This is a genomic window from Comamonas sp. C11 (assembly GCF_024496285.1).
Classification (GTDB): Bacteria; Pseudomonadota; Gammaproteobacteria; order Burkholderiales; family Burkholderiaceae_C; genus Comamonas; species Comamonas testosteroni_F.
The window spans coordinates 463,337-480,363 of sequence record NZ_CP101743.1 but is presented as its reverse complement, the minus strand read 5'-3'; the positions used below and the strand labels follow the sequence as shown (position 1 = coordinate 480,363).

Annotated in this window: 16 protein-coding genes; 8 read left to right on the top strand and 8 right to left on the bottom strand. The window is 61.4% G+C overall.

Features of this window, described 5'->3' with window-relative positions; genetic code table 11:
- Positions 1-20 precede the first annotated feature (20 nt).
- Both NOX35_RS02190 and NOX35_RS02185 read right to left on the bottom strand, forming a co-directional pair.
- Positions 21-791 carry an SDR family NAD(P)-dependent oxidoreductase gene (locus tag NOX35_RS02190; RefSeq protein WP_182285436.1) on the bottom strand — a complete coding sequence of 257 codons (771 nt, stop codon included), beginning with the start codon at positions 789-791 and terminating at the stop codon, positions 21-23.
- Between the two features lie 50 nt (positions 792-841).
- On the bottom strand, positions 842-3,154 hold the full coding sequence (locus NOX35_RS02185) for a bifunctional salicylyl-CoA 5-hydroxylase/oxidoreductase (protein ID WP_256495575.1): 2,313 nt from the start codon (positions 3,152-3,154) through the stop codon (positions 842-844).
- 131 nt (positions 3,155-3,285) lie between these two features.
- Here NOX35_RS02185 and NOX35_RS02180 point away from each other — a divergent pair, with 131 nt between their 5' ends.
- Both NOX35_RS02180 and NOX35_RS02175 read left to right on the top strand, forming a co-directional pair.
- On the top strand, positions 3,286-3,810 hold the full coding sequence (locus NOX35_RS02180; protein ID WP_371878512.1) for a MarR family winged helix-turn-helix transcriptional regulator: 525 nt from the start codon (positions 3,286-3,288) through the stop codon (positions 3,808-3,810).
- Positions 3,811-3,848: 38 nt separating this feature from the next.
- On the top strand, positions 3,849-4,328 hold the full coding sequence (locus NOX35_RS02175) for a hypothetical protein (protein ID WP_052084858.1): 480 nt from the start codon (positions 3,849-3,851) through the stop codon (positions 4,326-4,328).
- A gap of 54 nt (positions 4,329-4,382) precedes the next feature.
- Here NOX35_RS02175 and NOX35_RS02170 read toward each other — a convergent pair whose 3' ends face one another.
- Positions 4,383-4,856: a universal stress protein gene (locus NOX35_RS02170; protein WP_182285434.1), complete on the bottom strand. Its 474-nt coding sequence runs from the start codon at positions 4,854-4,856 to the stop codon at positions 4,383-4,385.
- Between the two features lie 121 nt (positions 4,857-4,977).
- Here NOX35_RS02170 and tgt point away from each other — a divergent pair, with 121 nt between their 5' ends.
- Entirely contained in the window at positions 4,978-6,150 is a 1,173-nt protein-coding gene (tgt, locus tag NOX35_RS02165) for a tRNA guanosine(34) transglycosylase Tgt (RefSeq protein ID WP_182285433.1), read from the top strand.
- A gap of 273 nt (positions 6,151-6,423) precedes the next feature.
- Positions 6,424-7,845 carry a sensor domain-containing diguanylate cyclase gene (locus tag NOX35_RS02160; RefSeq protein WP_256495574.1) on the top strand — a complete coding sequence of 474 codons (1,422 nt, stop codon included), beginning with the start codon at positions 6,424-6,426 and terminating at the stop codon, positions 7,843-7,845.
- 47 nt (positions 7,846-7,892) lie between these two features.
- Here NOX35_RS02160 and NOX35_RS02155 read toward each other — a convergent pair whose 3' ends face one another.
- The 3 genes from NOX35_RS02155 to NOX35_RS02145 all read right to left on the bottom strand — a co-directional run bounded on the left by NOX35_RS02155 (position 7,893) and on the right by NOX35_RS02145 (position 10,466).
- On the bottom strand, positions 7,893-8,993 hold the full coding sequence (locus tag NOX35_RS02155) for a serine endopeptidase (protein WP_256495573.1): 1,101 nt from the start codon (positions 8,991-8,993) through the stop codon (positions 7,893-7,895).
- A gap of 69 nt (positions 8,994-9,062) precedes the next feature.
- On the bottom strand, positions 9,063-9,920 hold the full coding sequence (locus tag NOX35_RS02150; protein WP_182285430.1) for a DUF2145 domain-containing protein: 858 nt from the start codon (positions 9,918-9,920) through the stop codon (positions 9,063-9,065).
- A 21-nt stretch (positions 9,921-9,941) separates the two neighbouring features.
- Positions 9,942-10,466 (bottom strand): hypothetical protein, encoded by a 525-nt coding sequence (locus tag NOX35_RS02145; protein WP_256495572.1) that lies wholly within the window; start codon positions 10,464-10,466, stop codon positions 9,942-9,944.
- A gap of 169 nt (positions 10,467-10,635) precedes the next feature.
- Here NOX35_RS02145 and NOX35_RS02140 point away from each other — a divergent pair, with 169 nt between their 5' ends.
- Positions 10,636-11,409: a DUF3047 domain-containing protein gene (locus NOX35_RS02140; RefSeq protein ID WP_256495571.1), complete on the top strand. Its 774-nt coding sequence runs from the start codon at positions 10,636-10,638 to the stop codon at positions 11,407-11,409.
- 10 nt (positions 11,410-11,419) lie between these two features.
- On the opposite strand, the gene NOX35_RS02135 is transcribed toward NOX35_RS02140, so the two are convergent.
- Both NOX35_RS02135 and NOX35_RS02130 read right to left on the bottom strand, forming a co-directional pair.
- Complete coding sequence (locus tag NOX35_RS02135; protein WP_256495570.1) at positions 11,420-13,372, bottom strand: MFS transporter; 1,953 nt, start codon at positions 13,370-13,372, stop codon at positions 11,420-11,422.
- 105 nt (positions 13,373-13,477) lie between these two features.
- Positions 13,478-14,278 carry a hypothetical protein gene (locus tag NOX35_RS02130; protein WP_182285427.1) on the bottom strand — a complete coding sequence of 267 codons (801 nt, stop codon included), beginning with the start codon at positions 14,276-14,278 and terminating at the stop codon, positions 13,478-13,480.
- Between the two features lie 110 nt (positions 14,279-14,388).
- On the opposite strand from NOX35_RS02130, the gene NOX35_RS02125 reads away from it, so the two are divergent.
- The 3 genes from NOX35_RS02125 (at position 14,389) to NOX35_RS02115 (ending at position 16,945) form a co-directional block, all read left to right on the top strand.
- Positions 14,389-15,120, top strand: a complete 732-nt coding sequence (locus NOX35_RS02125; RefSeq protein WP_003065639.1) for a helix-turn-helix transcriptional regulator — start codon at positions 14,389-14,391, stop codon at positions 15,118-15,120.
- A 200-nt stretch (positions 15,121-15,320) separates the two neighbouring features.
- Positions 15,321-15,725 carry a YXWGXW repeat-containing protein gene (locus NOX35_RS02120; RefSeq protein ID WP_182285426.1) on the top strand — a complete coding sequence of 135 codons (405 nt, stop codon included), beginning with the start codon at positions 15,321-15,323 and terminating at the stop codon, positions 15,723-15,725.
- Between the two features lie 209 nt (positions 15,726-15,934).
- A complete protein-coding gene (locus NOX35_RS02115; protein ID WP_182285425.1) occupies positions 15,935-16,945 on the top strand; it encodes a tripartite tricarboxylate transporter substrate binding protein in 1,011 nt (336 codons plus the stop codon).
- Positions 16,946-17,027 lie beyond the last annotated feature (82 nt).

The following is a 17,027-nucleotide window of genomic DNA, read 5'->3' as shown; positions in this document are numbered from 1 at the left end:
TCTGTCTCCAAAAATCCGGGTCACATGACTTCGCCACCAGCGACGGCTATGGCTTGCCCGGTAATACTTGATGCGCCTCGACCACACAGCCACAGCACGGCGTCAGCCACCTCGTGCGGCTGTACCAGGCGGCCTTGGGGGTTGGATTTGACGAACTCGGCCATTGCCTGCTCTGGTGTGCGGCCGGTCTTGGCCACCACGCGGTCAATGCTGGTTTTGACAATCTCGGTTTCGGTATAGCCGGGGCAGACGGCGTTGACGGTGATCCCGGTCTTGGCGTACTCCAGCGCCAGGGCTCGTGTCAGGCCCACCACGCCATGCTTGGCCGCCACATAGGCCGCGACATAGGCATAGCCCACCAGTCCTGCCGTGCTGGCCACATTGACGATGCGCCCCCGGCCCGATGCCGACATGGCCGGCAGCACTTGCTGGATGCAGTACATGGTGCCGCTGAGATTGACCGCCAGCATCTGCTGCCAATGCGCGGCATCCATCTTCATGAACGGTGCACTGCCGGCCTGACCTGCGTTGTTGATCAGGATACTGATGGCACCTTGCGCAGCCACTGCCTTTTCAAACGCCGTTTTCACCTGTGATTGATCCGCCACATCGGCCAGCACCATCCTGCATTGACCGGGGTGTTCTTCCACCAGTTTTTGCAGCGGCTCGGCGCGACGCCCCAGCACCGTGACGCGAGCGCCCTGCACCAGCAACTGGCGTGCAATCGCCTCGCCAATACCCTGGCCCGCGCCCGTCACCAGCGCATGTTGATCGTTCAGATCGCCTGTCATTGAGTTCTCCATCGCTCAGGAAACTGGCACGCAGCGGCTCAGGGGATGCTTCATTTCAAGGCCTTTTCGCGCTCGAACAAGGCTTCCATCTGGCGCTTACCCTGGAAGTATTGTTTGGGCCAGACGATAGGCGTGTAGCCTATCTTGGCGGCCTCGGTCAGCGTCCAGGCCGGGTTGGCCAGATGCGGTCTGGCAATCGCACACAGATCGGCACGTCCTGCAGCAATGATGCTGTTGGCATGGTCGGCCTCGCTAATCGCGCCCACGGCCATGGTCGCAATACCCGCCTCTTGTCGAATGCGGTCTGCAAACGGGGTTTGATACATGCGGCCAAACACCGGCCTTTCGAGCTTGCTGACCTGCCCCGATGAGCAGTCGATCAGATCAGCACCTGCGGCCTTGAAGGCCTTGGCAATCTGTACCGCATCTTCGGGCGTGATGCCGCCCGGCACCCAGTCATGGGCAGAGATGCGCACGGACATGGGCTTGTCCTGCGGCCAAACGGCGCGCATGGCCTTGAACACTTCCAGCGGGTAGCGCAAGCGGTTTTCCAGGCTGCCGCCATATTCATCGCTGCGCTGATTGGTCAGCGGCGAGATAAAGCCCGACAGCAGATAGCCGTGCGCACAGTGCAGCTCCAGCCAGTCCACGCCTATGTCGGCCGCCATTTGCGCAGCATGCACAAACTGCTGCAGCACCTCATCCATGTCGGCGCGAGTCATGGCCCTGGAGATCTGGCTCACTCCCTGCAGATATTGCTGCTCCGACGCTGCCATGACGGGCCAGTTGCCCTGCTCCAGCGGCAGATCCGTACCTTCCCAGGCCAGCCGCGTCGAGGCCTTGGCACCCGCATGGCCGATCTGCATGGCGAACTTGGCATCGGTGTTGGTGTGAATCCAGTCGCTGATGCGTTTCCAGGCCTGCTTTTGCTCAGCGCTATAAGTACCCGGGCAGCCGGGCGTGATGCGCCCCTCGGCGCTGACACAGGCCATCTCGGCGAACACCAGACCGGCGCCGCCAAGCGCACGCGCACCCAGGTGAACGAGATGAAACTCACCAGGCACGCCATCAACCGCAGAGTACTGCGCCATGGGAGAGACCACGATACGGTTCTTCAGCGTGATGCCGCGCAGGGTATAGGGCAGGAACATGGGCGGCGGCGCCTTGACATCGACCGCGACACCGTTTCTTTCGGCCAGCCATTTCTCATAGCCGCCAAGCCACTGCGCATCACGCAGGCGCAGGTTTTCATGGCTGATGCGCTGACTGCGCGTGAGCATGGAGTACATGAACTGCTCGGGCTCCAGCTGGTCGCAATAGCGCTGACCGCAGACCTCGAACCACTCCATCGCATTCCAGGCCGCATTCTGGATGCGCAACGTCTCAACGCGACGCGCTTCCTGATAGGCCGCCAGCACCTCGGGAATATGCGCAGCCGCATCACCCCGCTGCTTGAACTGGCGCGCCAGCTCGATCGCATCCTCGATCGCCAGCTTGGTTCCTGAGCCAATGGCGAAATGTGCCGTATGCACGGCATCGCCCATCAGCACCACATGGCTGCCCTTGCGGTTTTTCAACCACCACTGATCGCAGACCACGCGCTGAAAGTTGATCCAGGCCGAGCCGCGCAAATGGCGGGCATTGGTCATCAGTTTCTCGCCCTGCAGATTGTCCGCAAACAACTTTTCACAGAAGGCGATGGACTGTTCCTGATTGGCGCCATCGAGGCCGCTGGCCTTCCAGCACTCCTCCGTGGTTTCGACAATAAAGGTCGAGGTCTTGTCGTCGAATTTGTAGATATGCGCCTGAAACCAGCCATGCGGCGTGCGCACGAAGTCAAAGGTGAATGCCTCGTAGACCTTGTTCGTTCCCAGCCAGATATAGCGATTGGGGCGGGTGACGATATCGGGCTTGAAGATGTCGGCGTATTTGCTGCGGATGCGCGAGTTCACGCCATCGCAGGCAATGATGAGGTCGGCATCCGGATAGTCCTCGTCGCTTTGCACATCGGTCTCGAACACCAGGTTCACACCCAGCTGTTCGCAACGCGCTTGCAGGATATTGAGCAGATGCTTGCGGCCAATCCCCACAAAACCATGCCCTCCGGAGCGAATCTTGCGCCCCTTGAACAGCAACTCGATATCGTCCCAATGATTGAAAGCCTGCTCGATCTGCGCGGCTGTCACCGGGTCCCAGTCGCGCATATTGTCCATGGTGGCGTCGGAGAACACCACGCCCCAGCCAAAGGTGTCATAGGGCAGGTTGCGCTCCACCACCGTCACCTCGTGCGCAGGGTTCATTTGCTTCATCAGCAGCGCGAAATACAGGCCGGCGGGGCCGCCACCTATGCAGACGATTTTCATGACAACAATCCCTTCCTGGCACGTTGAGAAATGACGCATTGAAAATTACTTTATACATAAATTATTAATGCATGAACTTTTTACTAAAATCCGGCCAAACCCTGAACCCAAAGCACGCCAGTTTGCGCACCATGCCAACCATGCCCCAACACAATTCGGATTTTTCCATCGACATGCCCGAGGCGCCTGGCCGCGAGGCCGGCCTGTCCGACTCCGACCACCAGGCCGTGCGCCTGTGGCTTCGCCTGCTCACCTGCAGCACACAGATCGAACAAGTCATACGCAGCCAGCTGCGCACGGAGTTCGGCACCACCCTGCCTCGCTTTGACTATCTGGCCCAGCTCAGCCGCTTTCCCCAAGGGCTGCGGATGAAGACCTTGTCGGAATATCTGATGGTGACCGGGGGCAATGTGACCGGATTGACCGACCAGCTGGTGGCCGAAGGCTGGGTGGAGCGTGTGGCCGACGAAGAAGATCGACGCGCCATGATCGTGCGGCTGACGCGCACCGGCAGAAAGCAGTTCAAGGCCATGGCCACCGCCCATGAGCAATGGCTTGAACAATTGCTGGCGCCGCTGGACAGCGAAAGCGCCAGCCATCTGTACGAACAACTGGGCAAGCTCAGACAGGTGCTGAGCCTGTCAGAAGGTGCCTGATCCCGAAAAAACACCGTTTTGTGACAATTTCATGGAGAATGCCCTGCACGCAGTCCTGCGTGACACAGGCTTGGGGGGCATGGTTCATGGATTTACTGCATCTGCGATATCGGCTCAAGTCCGGGTTCTACTATCTCTACGACATGCGTGATGCACCCAACGCCATCACGGGAGAGCGCCCCTATCGCCTCAAGACCGAACTGGTCGCCATCGCGTTTGACCGCATCACCGGTCGCGTGCACCAGCATGGTCACCCCACCCGCATTCACTCCTGGGCCATGGGAGCGCAGCGCCGTCTGCGCATGGCAGGAGACTGGGAAGGCGCAAACCGGCTGGTCGTGGTCTCCGGCCCGCTGCCCGAAGAAGAAATCAACAAATGCCTGAGCGTACAAGGCTATTGCCGCTGGATGCTGACGCGTCTGGCAAACATGCCGCATGGCAAATTTGCAGCCCATCGTGCAGGCAGCCGCAGCAGCTGGCAAAGACGGGAGTCCGGCCAGCAGCGCCGGGCGGCCTGATCTCCACTCAAATCTCCGCCAGCTCTTACAGATCAAGCGCAGAGCGCCATCAAATCAGGATTCAGCCTCTTCAGCGGAACTGTCATCCGCCTCGGTCACTTCGGGCATTTTCACAATCGTCACCGGCAGCCGACTGTGTCTGGCCACCTCGCGTGAGACCGAGCCGATCAGAATGCTGCCCAGGCCGCTCTGGCCCGTGGCACCGATGATGATCTGATCGCATTCATTGCTCTCGGCAATATCGATCAGGGTATTGGCCTCTTCGCCCAGGCTGATCTCCACCTCATAGGAGGCCCCTGCCTCCTTGAGAAGATCCTGTGCAGGCGCAACCAGATCCATGCCGGCTTCGATGCTGGCGTTGGCGATCAGATCTGAATCTGTGGTTGCAAGCTCCAGCAGCGTGGCCTCCTTCTGCACATGAGCTATCACAAAGTGAGCATCCAGTCCGCTCTGCAAAAGCTTGATGCCGTGGCGTACGGCCTCAAGTGCGACATCCGATCCATCCACCGCAATCATGATCTTGAGCATGGCAACCTCCTGTTCGTCTTGCGCACCAGTGTAGGCCCAGGCTGCAAAGACGGGTTGCGAATCTGGGGCAAGCATCGGCTATTGCAGCAGTGCTTGCGGGCATCTGGGAAAATAGCGGGCTATGCTGCAGTTTGACCTTCTCAAGACCGACCCGACCAGCCACGCGCGCCGTGGCACCTTGACGCTTAACCACGGCAAGGTCCAGACCCCCATCTTCATGCCCGTGGGCACCTATGGCACTGTCAAGGGCGTGATGCCGCGCAGCCTCGAAGAAATGGGCGCACAGATCATCCTGGGCAACACCTTCCACCTGTGGATGCGCCCTGGCCTGGACATCATGAAGTCCTTTGGCGGTCTGCACGAGTTCGAGAAGTGGGACAAGCCCATACTGACCGACTCGGGGGGCTTCCAGGTCTGGTCGCTGGGTGCGATGCGCAAGATCACAGAAGAAGGCGTGCATTTCCAGAGCCCCGTGAACGGCGACAAGCTGTTCATGTCGCCAGAGGTCAGCATGCAGATCCAGACGATTCTGAATTCGGACATCGTCATGCAGCTCGACGAGTGCACGCCCTACGAAACCAACGGCAAGAAGACCACCGAAGCCGAAGCGCGCAAGTCCATGGAGATGAGCCGTCGCTGGGCCAAGCGCTCCAAGGAGGAGTTCCAGCGCCTGGAAAACCCCAATGCCTTGTTCGGCATCGTGCAAGGCGGCATGTACACCAATCTGCGCGAGGAATCGCTACAGGGTCTGCTGGAAATCGATTTCCCCGGCTATGCCGTGGGTGGCGTCTCCGTGGGTGAGCCCAAGGACGAAATGCTGGAGATCATGGCCCACACGCCGCATCTGCTGCCCGCCAACAAGCCGCGCTACCTGATGGGAGTGGGGACACCCGAAGACCTGGTGCAAGGCGTGGCCGATGGCGTCGACATGTTTGACTGCGTGATGCCTACCCGCAATGCACGCAACGGCACCATCTTCACGCGCTACGGCGATCTGAAGATCCGCAACGCCCGTCACAAGGTGGACCACCAGCCCATAGACACCACCTGTACCTGCCACGCCTGCGCGGGCAAGAGCGGCGTGAGCTGGGACGATGGCGGCCGCGAAGGCTTCAGCCGTGCCTATCTGCACCACCTGGACCGCTGCGGCGAGATGCTGGGTCCCATGCTCACCACCATCCACAATCTGCACTATTACCTGAACCTGATGCAGGAAATCCGCAACGCACTGGACGCAGGCACTTTTGCCGAGTTCCGCGCCCAATTCAAGGCCGACCGCGCACGCGGGGTCTGAGCCACCCATCGTCTGCCGCAGCAGAACCGCCAAAAAGCCAGAGCGAGTCTCTGGCTTTTTTCATTCAGCGGCGACCTCCGGCTTGCCTGGAGTCCGTCAAATGAAAAACATCGTCAATTGCGCGCTACAAAACCGCTTCGGTAATCGTTTTCCTGTATGTCTTTGTTAAAACCACAACATTTGACGTCAACAACAGGCATTTTTGGCGATTGATATCGAATTCGCAAAGAGCCCCTGAAGAAAACTCCACGAAACGCTCGCGACCCCTCTCCCATGACCGACGCCTCCGCACCCAAGCCAACGCCGCTGCTGCAGACCGCTGCCCCCAGGACATGGGCAGCGGCGCTCGGGCTTGGGAGCCTGGTGTTTCTGGCCTCCTTGCTGGGCATACTGGGGCGCCCCATGGGATTTCTATCGGCGATCTGGCCCGCAAACGCGCTGTTGCTGGGCTTTTTGCTGCACCGCCCTGACTGGCTGCGCCCGAGCTCGGTACTGGCGGTTTCTGCCGCCTATATCGCAGCCGATCTGCTCACAGGCAGCCGGCTCGATGTGGCAATCCTGCTGAGCATCGCCAATATGGCCGGTGTGGGCGCAGCCTGGGCGCTGATGCACAGGCAGCGCCACGCCACATTGTTCATGCAACGCCAGTCCTCCGCCCTGCTGCTGTTTGTGGGCAGCGGCCTGGGCGCACTGACGGCCGCCCTGCTGGGAACTCCGGTGCTGAGCGCCGTTTTCGGGACGCCGCACTGGCAGGCCTTTTCCATGTGGCTGAGCAGCGAATGGCTGAACTACATGATGCTTTTGCCCATTATCCTGGCCTGGCCGACACGCAAGCAGCCGGCTGGGCATCTGGACGAGCCCTCCCCCTTGCGTCGCATCCTGCCTTTGCTGTCTGTCATTGCGCTGGAAGCCATCAGCTACTGGATCAAAGGTCCAGGCTCGCTGGCGTTCTCGCTGCCGGCTCTCATATGGTGCGCGCTGAGCTATCGCATCTTCAGTCTGACGCTGATCACGGCATCACTTTGCCTGAGCAACATCATTTTCATTTCACTCGGCACGCTTGAATTCACACCCGCACATTTTCTGGAGGCTTTGTCATTTCGCGTGGGGCTATGCATGCTGGTGCTGGGCCCACTTGCGGTGGCAGGATCGCATATGGCGCGCAACGAGCTGATGCAAAAGCTCAGCCATGCCGTCAACCACGACTTTCTGACCGATATGCTGGCACGCGGTGCCTTCATGAAACAGGGACAAAGAATACTGGAGCGTTGCCGACAGGATGGCCAGCCCTTCGCCATTCTGATGCTGGATCTCGACCATTTCAAACAGATCAACGACAGCTTCGGCCACGCGGGAGGCGACCAATTGCTGCGCAGCTTCAGCCAGACCCTGAGTCAGGTGCTGCGCGCTCAGGACATCGTGGGCCGCATGGGAGGCGAGGAATTCGCCGTGGCCCTGCCCAAGGTGGACGCAACCGCTGCGCAGGAGATCGCCAAACGCATCAACCGCGCCATCCGGGAGCTGCGCGTGCCCATGAATGACAAGACGATGAGTGCCACGGTCAGCATTGGCCTGGTCCATGCCGCAAGCCTGCAAGCCCATCAAAGCCTGGACATGCTGCTGCTGCAGGCAGACCAGGCCTTGTATGAGGCCAAGGCCACCGGGCGCGATCGCGTCAGTTCACAGCTTTGCTGAGCCCGACACGCGGCCTGCTCCCTGCGGCCGGATTGCCCGGCCAGCACTCATCTCACCTCATTCGCCCCGGACGCCGACTGAGCCGCCGGCGCCCCATCCAGACGCGGCAAGACCTTCCCCGCCGCAGTGCCGCAGCTATGGCAAAAGCGTGAGAACGCGCTCTTGCGGGTATTGCAGCTGCCGCAATGGTCGAACAGGCCGATACCGCAATGGGGGCAGAAGTCGATCTCGGTGTTCTTGAGATCCACTGGGCGCTCGCAGCCCGGGCACACATTCTTGGACAGACGCTCCAGCGCCACGTCATAGCTCAGCTCCTCACGGCGCTGTTCTTCCGGCAGGGACTCCTGCAGCTTCTGTTTTTCCAGATAGCGGTTGAGCGCCAGAATAGCATAGCGCCCCAGCAATACCGTCACCAAAATGCCTACGATGTAGCGCACATAGCCGCCGTAGTCAGGCAGATAGGGCACCAGCTCGACAAAGAAGGCGAACAGTGCAAAAAAGATGAAGCCCCAGACAAATGGCCACCAGGTGCTCTTGCGCTTCTTGGCGAACAACCAGCCCGCCACTCCCAGCAGAGGCAAGGTGATGGCCAGGCGGAACAGAAACACGCGCAGCTCGCTGGAGCGCATGGCAGCTTCGTATTGAGGATAGGCCTGCTCGCGCAGACTGCTCATCTCGGCTTCGGCATTGGAGACGGCCTGGTTGGCTTCCAGATGGGTCTGAGCCTCTTTCTCGCGCTCCTGACGGGCCATGTCTTCGGCCTGCTTGAGCGCATCAAGAGCCTTGCTGCGCGCCACCAGCTCTGCATCCTGCTCGGGGCGCTCCGTGGCCCGGCGGGTCGCCACCCAGTTGTCAAAGGTGTCGCGCGCCGACTGGTAGCGCGCACGCTCGGCGTCGAACTTGAGCTGAGCCCTGTCCAGTGCCTTCTGGGTCACGCCGGCCGTCTTCCGGGCCTGGTCGATTTCGGCCTGCACGCGCTGTGCATCGGCCTGCGGAATAAAGGATTCCACCTCCAGCGAGCGATTGGGCTGCGGTAGATTGCCCACCACCAGCCCACCCAGACCGATCAGGAAAAAGGCAAACACCAACGCGACCAGCCAGAGACCGCGGCGAAACCATTTTTCGGGCAAACGCAGAGACTTGCTCATTTCAACTACTCCAAAAACATAGCGCCATGCGCATATTCAGCAAGATCTTGAAGCCAACAAGGCTCAAGCTCATTGCACGGTGCGCACGGCCGAAGCCAGTTGCGTGCGCTGCAACCACTGGGTCACGGAGTCCACCGTCACCGTCTCTATGCGACTGGCAAAGCGCTTTTCATTCGGATGATCGTCAAACGCGATATTGGCTGCCGTCATGCGCCCCCCCAGTCGCGAGAACGCGCGAATGATGAGCGCGCCGGGCTCATAGCCCCTGGCCTGCAACCAGGCCTGAGCCTGTGCGCGGTTCTGAATCGTCGCCGGCTCCATGGCCGCGGCCAGCGTCTCGGTTGCCCATTGGTTCGACTGCTGGTACTTGCTGCTCCAGACATAGCTGACCATGCTGTAGGGTTCGTTTTGCAGGCGCAGTACCGTGGGAGCGCTCAGGAACTTGAGCAGGGCCTGCTGCACCGCCGGTGTCGGGATCTGAATGGCGGCTTCGTAGCGCCACATATCGTCAAGAAAGAACTCGCCCAGGCCCTGCCGGTAGATATGGCCGGATGCCGTGCCGCACTCGTTGAGCTTGTGCGCCACGCGCCAGGGGCCGGCGGGTGTTCTGTAAGCCCAGCCATAGTGCGAATACTTGAGATCGTATTTGCTCAAGTCCTGCCCTTGGCGCGCCAGCAGCACGACCTGGGTGCCGTTCTTCTGAAACTCGGCATCCAGCGCCTTGGCGGTACGCGCGGCCAGATTCAGCCCCTTGGCCATGACATCGGCAGTCAGCGGACGGTCCTCACAGCTGCGACCGGCCTGGGCCGAGCCCGCCCAGGCAATCAGCGCGGCGCCCAGCGCCAGCACCACAGGGCCGGGAATGGGCATGCCGGTGCGTTGAGCGGGCGCCATGGCTTGTACAACGCTTTTCGGTTCCTTGATCATGCGAGCCTCCAGCTTCTTGAATTACAGACGCTCGTTGTGCATCAGCGCCTTGCCGATTTCGTTGGGGATGAAGGCCAGCACCTTGCCTGCCGTGGACAGAATCACGCCGGCCGCTGTGGCACTGGTCTGCACCACCGTGCCCACGCCGACCGACAGGGCGCCTGCGGCCTGGCCAGAGACTTTGACCACGGCCGAAGTGCCGTCTGCCACATTCTTGAGCACATAGGTCACGCCTGTGGCACTGCTCTCCACGGCCTCAACGATCACGGATGCACCAGCGGCCGACAGAAACAGGGGTATTGCCACGACTTCCTCCGAAGCGCCACCCGATACCGCTGCAACCACCGATGCCACGGGCAGGGCCGATAGCACCAGAGAGGCTTCGCTCTGGGCGTGGACCGCACTGCCGCCCAGCAAGGCAAAGGCCGCGCCCAGGGCGCACAGGCTTTTGCGAAGAGGACGGATAAAGGTCAGGACGTTGATCACAAATGGCTCCCGGTGGTTGTTGAAATGGCCGCAATTTCCGTGCGGCGACGAACGAATCATCCACGCGCCCGAAACTTCGGCCCTGTGTTTTGTCAAAATCAGCAAGCGGCAGGTCTCGCAGTATCGCAAATCGATACTCACCGCCCGCTTCCAGCTCTCAAACCAGCTGCAGCTTGTGCATCTTGCCCCACTCCCGCGCCCACAACTTTCAAAAATCATCAGGCAATCCATGCGGCTTCACTCTCAGACCTTCGCCCTGCACAAACCTTCACGCCGGCAAAGCCGGCTTGCGGCGGTGCTCGCCACGGCCATGTCCGCGCTAGCTGTCTCGGCACTGGCGCAGGGCAGCAGCGTTCCCGCTTTTTCGCAGATGCCGCCGGGCCCGCTGGGCGGGCCCTGGCACTTTGCCACCCTGCCCAACAAGAACCCGACGGCCTTCAATGTGGTGGACCAGGATGGCGGGCATGTGCTGCGCGTGAGCACACAGGACGCCTACGGCAATATGGTTCACACGCTGCACCTGACTGCCTCGCCCGATCTGCAGCTGCAGTGGCGCTGGCGCGTGGATCAGCTGATCGACAAGGCCGATATCAAAACCAGAGCCGGTGACGATGCGGCGCTCAAGCTCTGCGTGTCCTTCGACTTTGACAAATCGCAGCTGAGCTTTGGCGAACGGGCAAAGCTGCGTCTGGGCAGAATCAGCACCGGAGAGGATATTCCGGCCGAGACGCTGTGCTATGTCTGGGACAACAAGCAGCCCGCAGGGACGGTCATGCACAACGCGTTCACGCATCGCATGCGCTATATCGTGCTGCAAAGCGGCAGCACGCACAAAGGCCAGTGGGTGACGGAGCAGCGCAATCTGACGTCCGACTATATGCACGCCTTTGGCGACGAGTCGCAGACCATGCCCACCATCATCGGCATCACCGTATCGGCGGACTCGGACAACACCCATGGCGAAGGACTTGCCTACATGGGTGATATCCGACTCCTGCCCTGATCGTCCAGCCTCAACGCCTGAGCAAATCCGCCACGTTCTGCTGCAGCAGGGCCGGCGTGACAGCGGCAGCCGCCACGGGCTCGCCCACTTCCAGCCCCACCCGGTTGAACAGGCCGCGGCGCAACGGCTTGACCATGGCCACATTCTTGCCGCCGCGCAACTCAATGCGGCTGAAGTAGGATCCCCAGAGATTGGTGAGCGCCATGGGAATGACGGGAACCTGCAGGCCGTCGTCTCGCGCATGGTCGAGAATCTTCATGATGCCGCCCTTGAACGGCTGCAGCTGGCCGTCTGAGGTGATGCCGCCCTCCGGGAAGATGGCCAGCAGATCGCCCTCGCGCAGCACCTCTGCGGCCCGCGCGAACGCGGCTTCATAGGTCGCGGGGTCCTCCTTGTGCGGCGCAATCGGGATCGCCTTGGCCAGCTTGAACAACCAGCCCAGCACCGGTGCCTGGAAGATGCGGTGATCCATCACGAAGTGAATGGGGCGCGGGCTGGCCGCCATGAGCAAGATGGCATCGACAAAGCTCACATGGTTGCAGACCAGCACGGCCGCGCCATCGTGCGGAATATGCTCGTCGCCACGCACCTTGAAGCGGTAGACAAAGTGGGTAATGACCCAGGCCACAAAGCGCAGCAGATATTCGGGCACCAGCAGGAACACATAGAGCGCCACGATGGCATTGGCGATGCCGGTGATCAGAAACACCTGTGGAATGCTGCAACCTGCGGCCAGCAGGGCGCCGGCCAGCACAGCCGAGGCGATCATGAACAGCGCGTTCAGGATATTGTTGGCTGCGATGATGCGCGCGCGGTGCGTGGGCTGGCTGCGCATCTGGATCAGCGCATACATGGGCACGCTGTAAATGCCCGCCGACAGCGCCAGCAGGCCCAGATCCAGCATCACGCGCCAGTGCTTGGCCTCTCCAAAAAAGGCACTCACGCCCATCAGCTCGGACGGAGGCAGCGCGCGCGTGGCAAAGAACAGATCAATCGCAAACACGCTCATGCCAATCGCACCCAGCGGCACCAGGCCGATCTCAACCTGGCGACGGCTGAACACCTCGCACAGCAGCGAGCCGATGCCTATGCCCACCGAGAAGATCACCAGCAGCAGCGATGCCACATGCTCGTCGCCATGCAGCACCTCCTTGGCAAAGCTGGGAAACTGCGAGAGAAACACCGCACCAAAGAACCACATCCAGCTGATACCGAGCAGCGAGCGGAACACCACGGGCTGCTGACGAGCCAGCTGGAGGTTGCGCCAGGTTTCGGTAAACGGATTCCAGTTGATGATCAGGCCCGGATCGGTGGCCGGTGCGTGAGGAATGAACTGCGCGCAGATGCGGCCCACGACCGCGACGGCCACGCAGGCCATGGCGACCTGCATATGACCGACCTCTGGCACGGCGATCAGCAGGCCACCGGCGACCTGACCCAGCAGGATGGCGACAAACGTGCCCATCTCCACCATGCCGTTGCCGCCCGTGAGTTCGCGGTCGTTGAGCACCTGGGGCAGATAGGCGAACTTGACGGGGCCGAACAGCGTGGAGTGCAGTCCCATGAGGAACACGCACAGCAGCAGCACCGGTACATTGGCCTGAACGAAGCCCCAGGCCGCAATCAGCATGATGGCGATCTCGAGATTCTTGACCAGGCGGAACATGCGGGTCTTGTCCCACTTGTCGGTCAGCTGGCCCGAAGTGGCCGAAAACAGCAGATAAGGCAGGGTGAACAGCGCACCGATCACCAGGCCCGCCATGGAAGGCGGCAGCCACGAGACGCTGAGCTGATAGGTAACCATCACCGTGAAGGCGAACTTGAAGAGATTGTCATTGCCCGCACCGGCAAACTGCGTCCAGAAAAACGGCGCAAAGCGGCGCTGGCCCAGCAGGGCAAACTGGTTGGGGTGGGCATGCTGCTGTGCAGTGGCGGCCGTATGGACGGTCGGCGTGGAATTCATGGATCTCTCCCTGTGGCGCTGCTGGCATTGTGCCAACTTGCCCGGATTTTTTTGTAGGTTTTATGCCGCTGGCGCTTGTTGAACATGCGCTAGCCGCTATGAATATTACGACTCGCGCCACTGCTGCAAGGCACGCAGCACAGGCCATGCGGCGGCGGCGGCCACCCAGTGCTTGAGGCTGTGGCCGGAGATTGCGTGCGCGGTCACATCGAAGACATCGCCGTCCGACAACTCCAGCAGCTTGGCCACGAAGTACAGACCGATCACCCAGCCCAGCTCCACGGGCAGTGCGTGACGACGCGGCGTCACAAAGGCCAGCCACAGGAGAGTCAGCATGCCGCCGCCCTGCACCAGCACCCAGGGCAGCACATTGCTGGTCTGCGCCCAGACTGCCACGCTGGCGGGTGCTGCCACCAGCAATACTCCGGCAGTGATGCAGGCGCTGATGTCGTCAATGCGCGTCTGCACCGCCAGACCCAGCAAGCCGGCGAAAGCCAGGCTCATGCCCAGCCGGTCCCAGACCAGACTCGAATCCTGCGGCGCCCAGTGATACCAGGCCGAGCCCGCCCCCGAGCACAGCAGGCCCGCAAAGAAGAGAGCACAGAGGGCACGCGCCGTGCCATTGAGCTTCTGATAGTCGGCACGCCACAGCGCAAGCCCGCCCGCCAGTCCGGCCAGCACAAACCCCAGGTTGCTCAACACATCGGCTGCATGCGGCAGGCCCAGCCAGCCGCGCTGGTCGGCAAAGGCGTGATAGTGCTCGGGCTGGGCCATGCCGGGCATCAGCAGTGCCAGCGTGAACAGCAAGGCCATGCCCCCGAACAAGGCAAAGCGCTGCTCCAGCGTGCCCGAGGTCTCGGGGCTCGTCATTTCCACGTTCGTGATCGATGAGGTATGCAGTTGCATGGCGCTTCCTTGTGTGATTGCCGCGCAGTATGGAAATCAGCCGAAGCAGCGGCATCAATCTTCTAAACTTGCCCCATATCGCTGCACTGCCAGTACTACCAACCGATACCATGAGCACGACCGCCGATCTCGTCACCGCCATCAAGAAAGAACTCAAGGCCGCGCAGATGACCTATGCCGACCTGGCACAGGCCATAGGCATGGCCGAATCCAGCGTCAAGCGCATGCTGGCCAAGGGCGACATGCCGCTGTCGCGCATCGACGAGATCTGCCGCGCCCTGCACCTGGACTTTGCCGATCTGGCGCGCAATGTGGCCGACAGCCGGCCGCTGCTGCAACAGATCACGCGCGAGCAGGAGATTGCCGTGGTTGCCGACCGCAAGCTGCTGCTCACGGCCATCTGCGTGCTCAGCCAATGGACGCTGGAGCAGATCGTCGCCACCTACCGCATCAGCGAGCCCGAGGGCATAGGCTATCTGGCACAGCTGGACCGCATCGGCATCATCGAGCTGCGTCCCGGCAACCGCTACAAGCTGCGCCTGGCCAAGACCTTCCGCTGGCAGACCAACGGCCCGGTGATGGACTTCTTCCGCGAGAACGCCGTGCTGGACTACTTCGGCGGCACTTTTGCCGGCGAGGACGAGACCATGCTGCTGGTGCATGGCTCCATCGCCCCCAGCCTGGCGCCCAGCTTCGTGGAGCGTATCCAGCGCATCGGTCAGGACTTTTCGCAGCAGCATCTGCAGGATCAGCGCCTGGGGCCCAACAAGATCGAGGGCTACACCCTGGTGCTGGGCATGCGCAAATGGGAGCTGCCCGCCTTTGCGGCCTTGCGCCGGTAGACGGCCACTCCCAAATATGTAGCTAAATGCGCTTGCTGCATCTGCGTTATCTGCCTGTTTTATACATTCTTCACCAAACAGACACACAAGATTGCAAGACTTCGCACAGCGGCAACCCACGGTTGACGCTGGCCTTCCAACATGAAGCCCAAGGGATGCCTGGACCCACAGACAGCCCGCTACCCATGAAGGAGGCGTATATGCTGACAATCCGCAACACCATCCAAACCGTCGCTGCCGCAGGCGCACTCGCCTTGCTGGGCTTTGCCGGCAGCGCACAGGCCCAAAGCGCTTACTGGGCGGGCGCCAGCCAGGGCGCCTATGTGAACGTGCAGTTCAACGCACCGCCCCCTGTCCGCTATGAAGCCGTGCCCGCTCCGCGCCGCGGCTATGTCTGGGCCCCTGGTTACTGGGAGCCGCGCGGCCACCGCCATGTCTGGCGCGCCGGCCACTGGGTGCAGAACCGCCCCGGCTATGTGTACCGCCAGCCCGCCTGGGTGCAGCACGGCAACCGCTGGGACTACCGGGCCAGCCGCTGGGACAGGGACGGTGACGGCGTGCCCAACCGCCATGACCGCAACCCCCACAACCCGTATCGTCGCTAAGCGCCTGTTGACGCTTCAAGCCTTGATCGCTCCCTCCGCTGGCCCTCCGAGTCATCACTTTCCAGCGGATTTCAGCCCATGTCTCGCAAGAGACCTGGGCTTTTTTGCATTAACCCCACAAGCTTAATGCTGCATAAGCATATAGAAGCAAATCATTAAATTACGGACACAATTCACGGCATTCAAGGTTCCTCTGGACAAGTCCCATCATGCGTTTGCTGCCCCGTTCCATCTCCGGTCTTGTAGCCACAGCGGCGGCCGCCGCCCTGTTTCCTCTGGCCAGCCAGGCAGCCGACCCCGGCGCCGCCAGCTATCCGCACCAGCCCATCACCATGATCATGGGCTTCAACGCGGGTTCGGGTGTGGATGTGATCGGTCGTGTGGCGCAAGAGCCGCTGGGCAAGATCCTGGGCCAGCCCGTCATCATTGATTACAAGAGCGGCGCAGCCGGCAATATCGGCAGCGAGTTTGTGGCCCGCGCCAAGCCCGATGGCTACACCATCTACTTCGGCACTGCCGCCACCCATGGCAGCAATGCCGCGCTGTACAAGAAGCTGCCGTTCGACGTGGAGGCCGACTTTGTGCCCGTCGCACCGCTGGTGGACGTGGCCAATGTGCTGACCATCAATCCCAATGTGATCAACGTCAAGAACCTCAAGGAGTTCGTCGACGAGGTCAAGGCCCATCCCGGCAAGTACAACTACGCCTCCACCGGCAATGGCGCAGGCACCCATATGGCGTTCGCAGAGTTCAACTCGCGTCTGGGCCTGGACATGGTGCATGTGCCCTACAAGGGCGGCCCCGAAGCCATCACCTCGGTGCTGCGCGGCGAGACCTGCTGCATCATGAACCAGGTACAGACCGTGCTGAGCCACTACAAGGCCGGCAAGGTGCGCCTGCTGGGCGTGACCACGGCCAAGCCCGTGGAAGCCGTCAAGGAAGTGCCCACCATTGCCGCCAGCGGCCTGCCGGGCACCAAGGGCTTCAACAGCTCCATCTGGTTCGGCATCTTCGCGCCCAAGGGCACGGACCCGGTGATCATCAAGAAGCTCAACCTGGCGGTCAACGACGTGCTCAAGCAACCCGAGGTGCGCGAGCGCTTTGTCTCCCAGGGCAACACCATCCGCGAAGAGACACCCGAGCAGTTCAAGAAGACCGTGCATGAAGATCGCATCAAATGGGCCAAGGTGGTCAAGGATGCCAAGATAAGTATTGACTAACACCCCCTGAGCGGCCCTGCCGCTTCCCCCTCTCTCTACGCACTGCGCGCTAAGGGAGAGCAACGACACCCTCGGTGCGGGG

Coding starts and splice junctions, on each gene's coding strand:
- NOX35_RS02190 (WP_182285436.1), bottom strand. CDS start 791: ATGACAGGCGATCTGAACGATCAACATGCGCTGGTGACGGGCGCGGGC.
- NOX35_RS02185 (WP_256495575.1), bottom strand. CDS start 3,154: ATGAAAATCGTCTGCATAGGTGGCGGCCCCGCCGGCCTGTATTTCGCG.
- NOX35_RS02180 (WP_371878512.1), top strand. CDS start 3,286: ATGCCAACCATGCCCCAACACAATTCGGATTTTTCCATCGACATGCCC.
- NOX35_RS02175 (WP_052084858.1), top strand. CDS start 3,849: ATGCCCTGCACGCAGTCCTGCGTGACACAGGCTTGGGGGGCATGGTTC.
- NOX35_RS02170 (WP_182285434.1), bottom strand. CDS start 4,856: ATGCTCAAGATCATGATTGCGGTGGATGGATCGGATGTCGCACTTGAG.
- tgt (WP_182285433.1), top strand. CDS start 4,978: ATGCTGCAGTTTGACCTTCTCAAGACCGACCCGACCAGCCACGCGCGC.
- NOX35_RS02160 (WP_256495574.1), top strand. CDS start 6,424: ATGACCGACGCCTCCGCACCCAAGCCAACGCCGCTGCTGCAGACCGCT.
- NOX35_RS02155 (WP_256495573.1), bottom strand. CDS start 8,993: ATGAGCAAGTCTCTGCGTTTGCCCGAAAAATGGTTTCGCCGCGGTCTC.
- NOX35_RS02150 (WP_182285430.1), bottom strand. CDS start 9,920: ATGATCAAGGAACCGAAAAGCGTTGTACAAGCCATGGCGCCCGCTCAA.
- NOX35_RS02145 (WP_256495572.1), bottom strand. CDS start 10,466: ATGATTCGTTCGTCGCCGCACGGAAATTGCGGCCATTTCAACAACCAC.
- NOX35_RS02140 (WP_256495571.1), top strand. CDS start 10,636: ATGCGGCTTCACTCTCAGACCTTCGCCCTGCACAAACCTTCACGCCGG.
- NOX35_RS02135 (WP_256495570.1), bottom strand. CDS start 13,372: ATGAATTCCACGCCGACCGTCCATACGGCCGCCACTGCACAGCAGCAT.
- NOX35_RS02130 (WP_182285427.1), bottom strand. CDS start 14,278: ATGCAACTGCATACCTCATCGATCACGAACGTGGAAATGACGAGCCCC.
- NOX35_RS02125 (WP_003065639.1), top strand. CDS start 14,389: ATGAGCACGACCGCCGATCTCGTCACCGCCATCAAGAAAGAACTCAAG.
- NOX35_RS02120 (WP_182285426.1), top strand. CDS start 15,321: ATGCTGACAATCCGCAACACCATCCAAACCGTCGCTGCCGCAGGCGCA.
- NOX35_RS02115 (WP_182285425.1), top strand. CDS start 15,935: ATGCGTTTGCTGCCCCGTTCCATCTCCGGTCTTGTAGCCACAGCGGCG.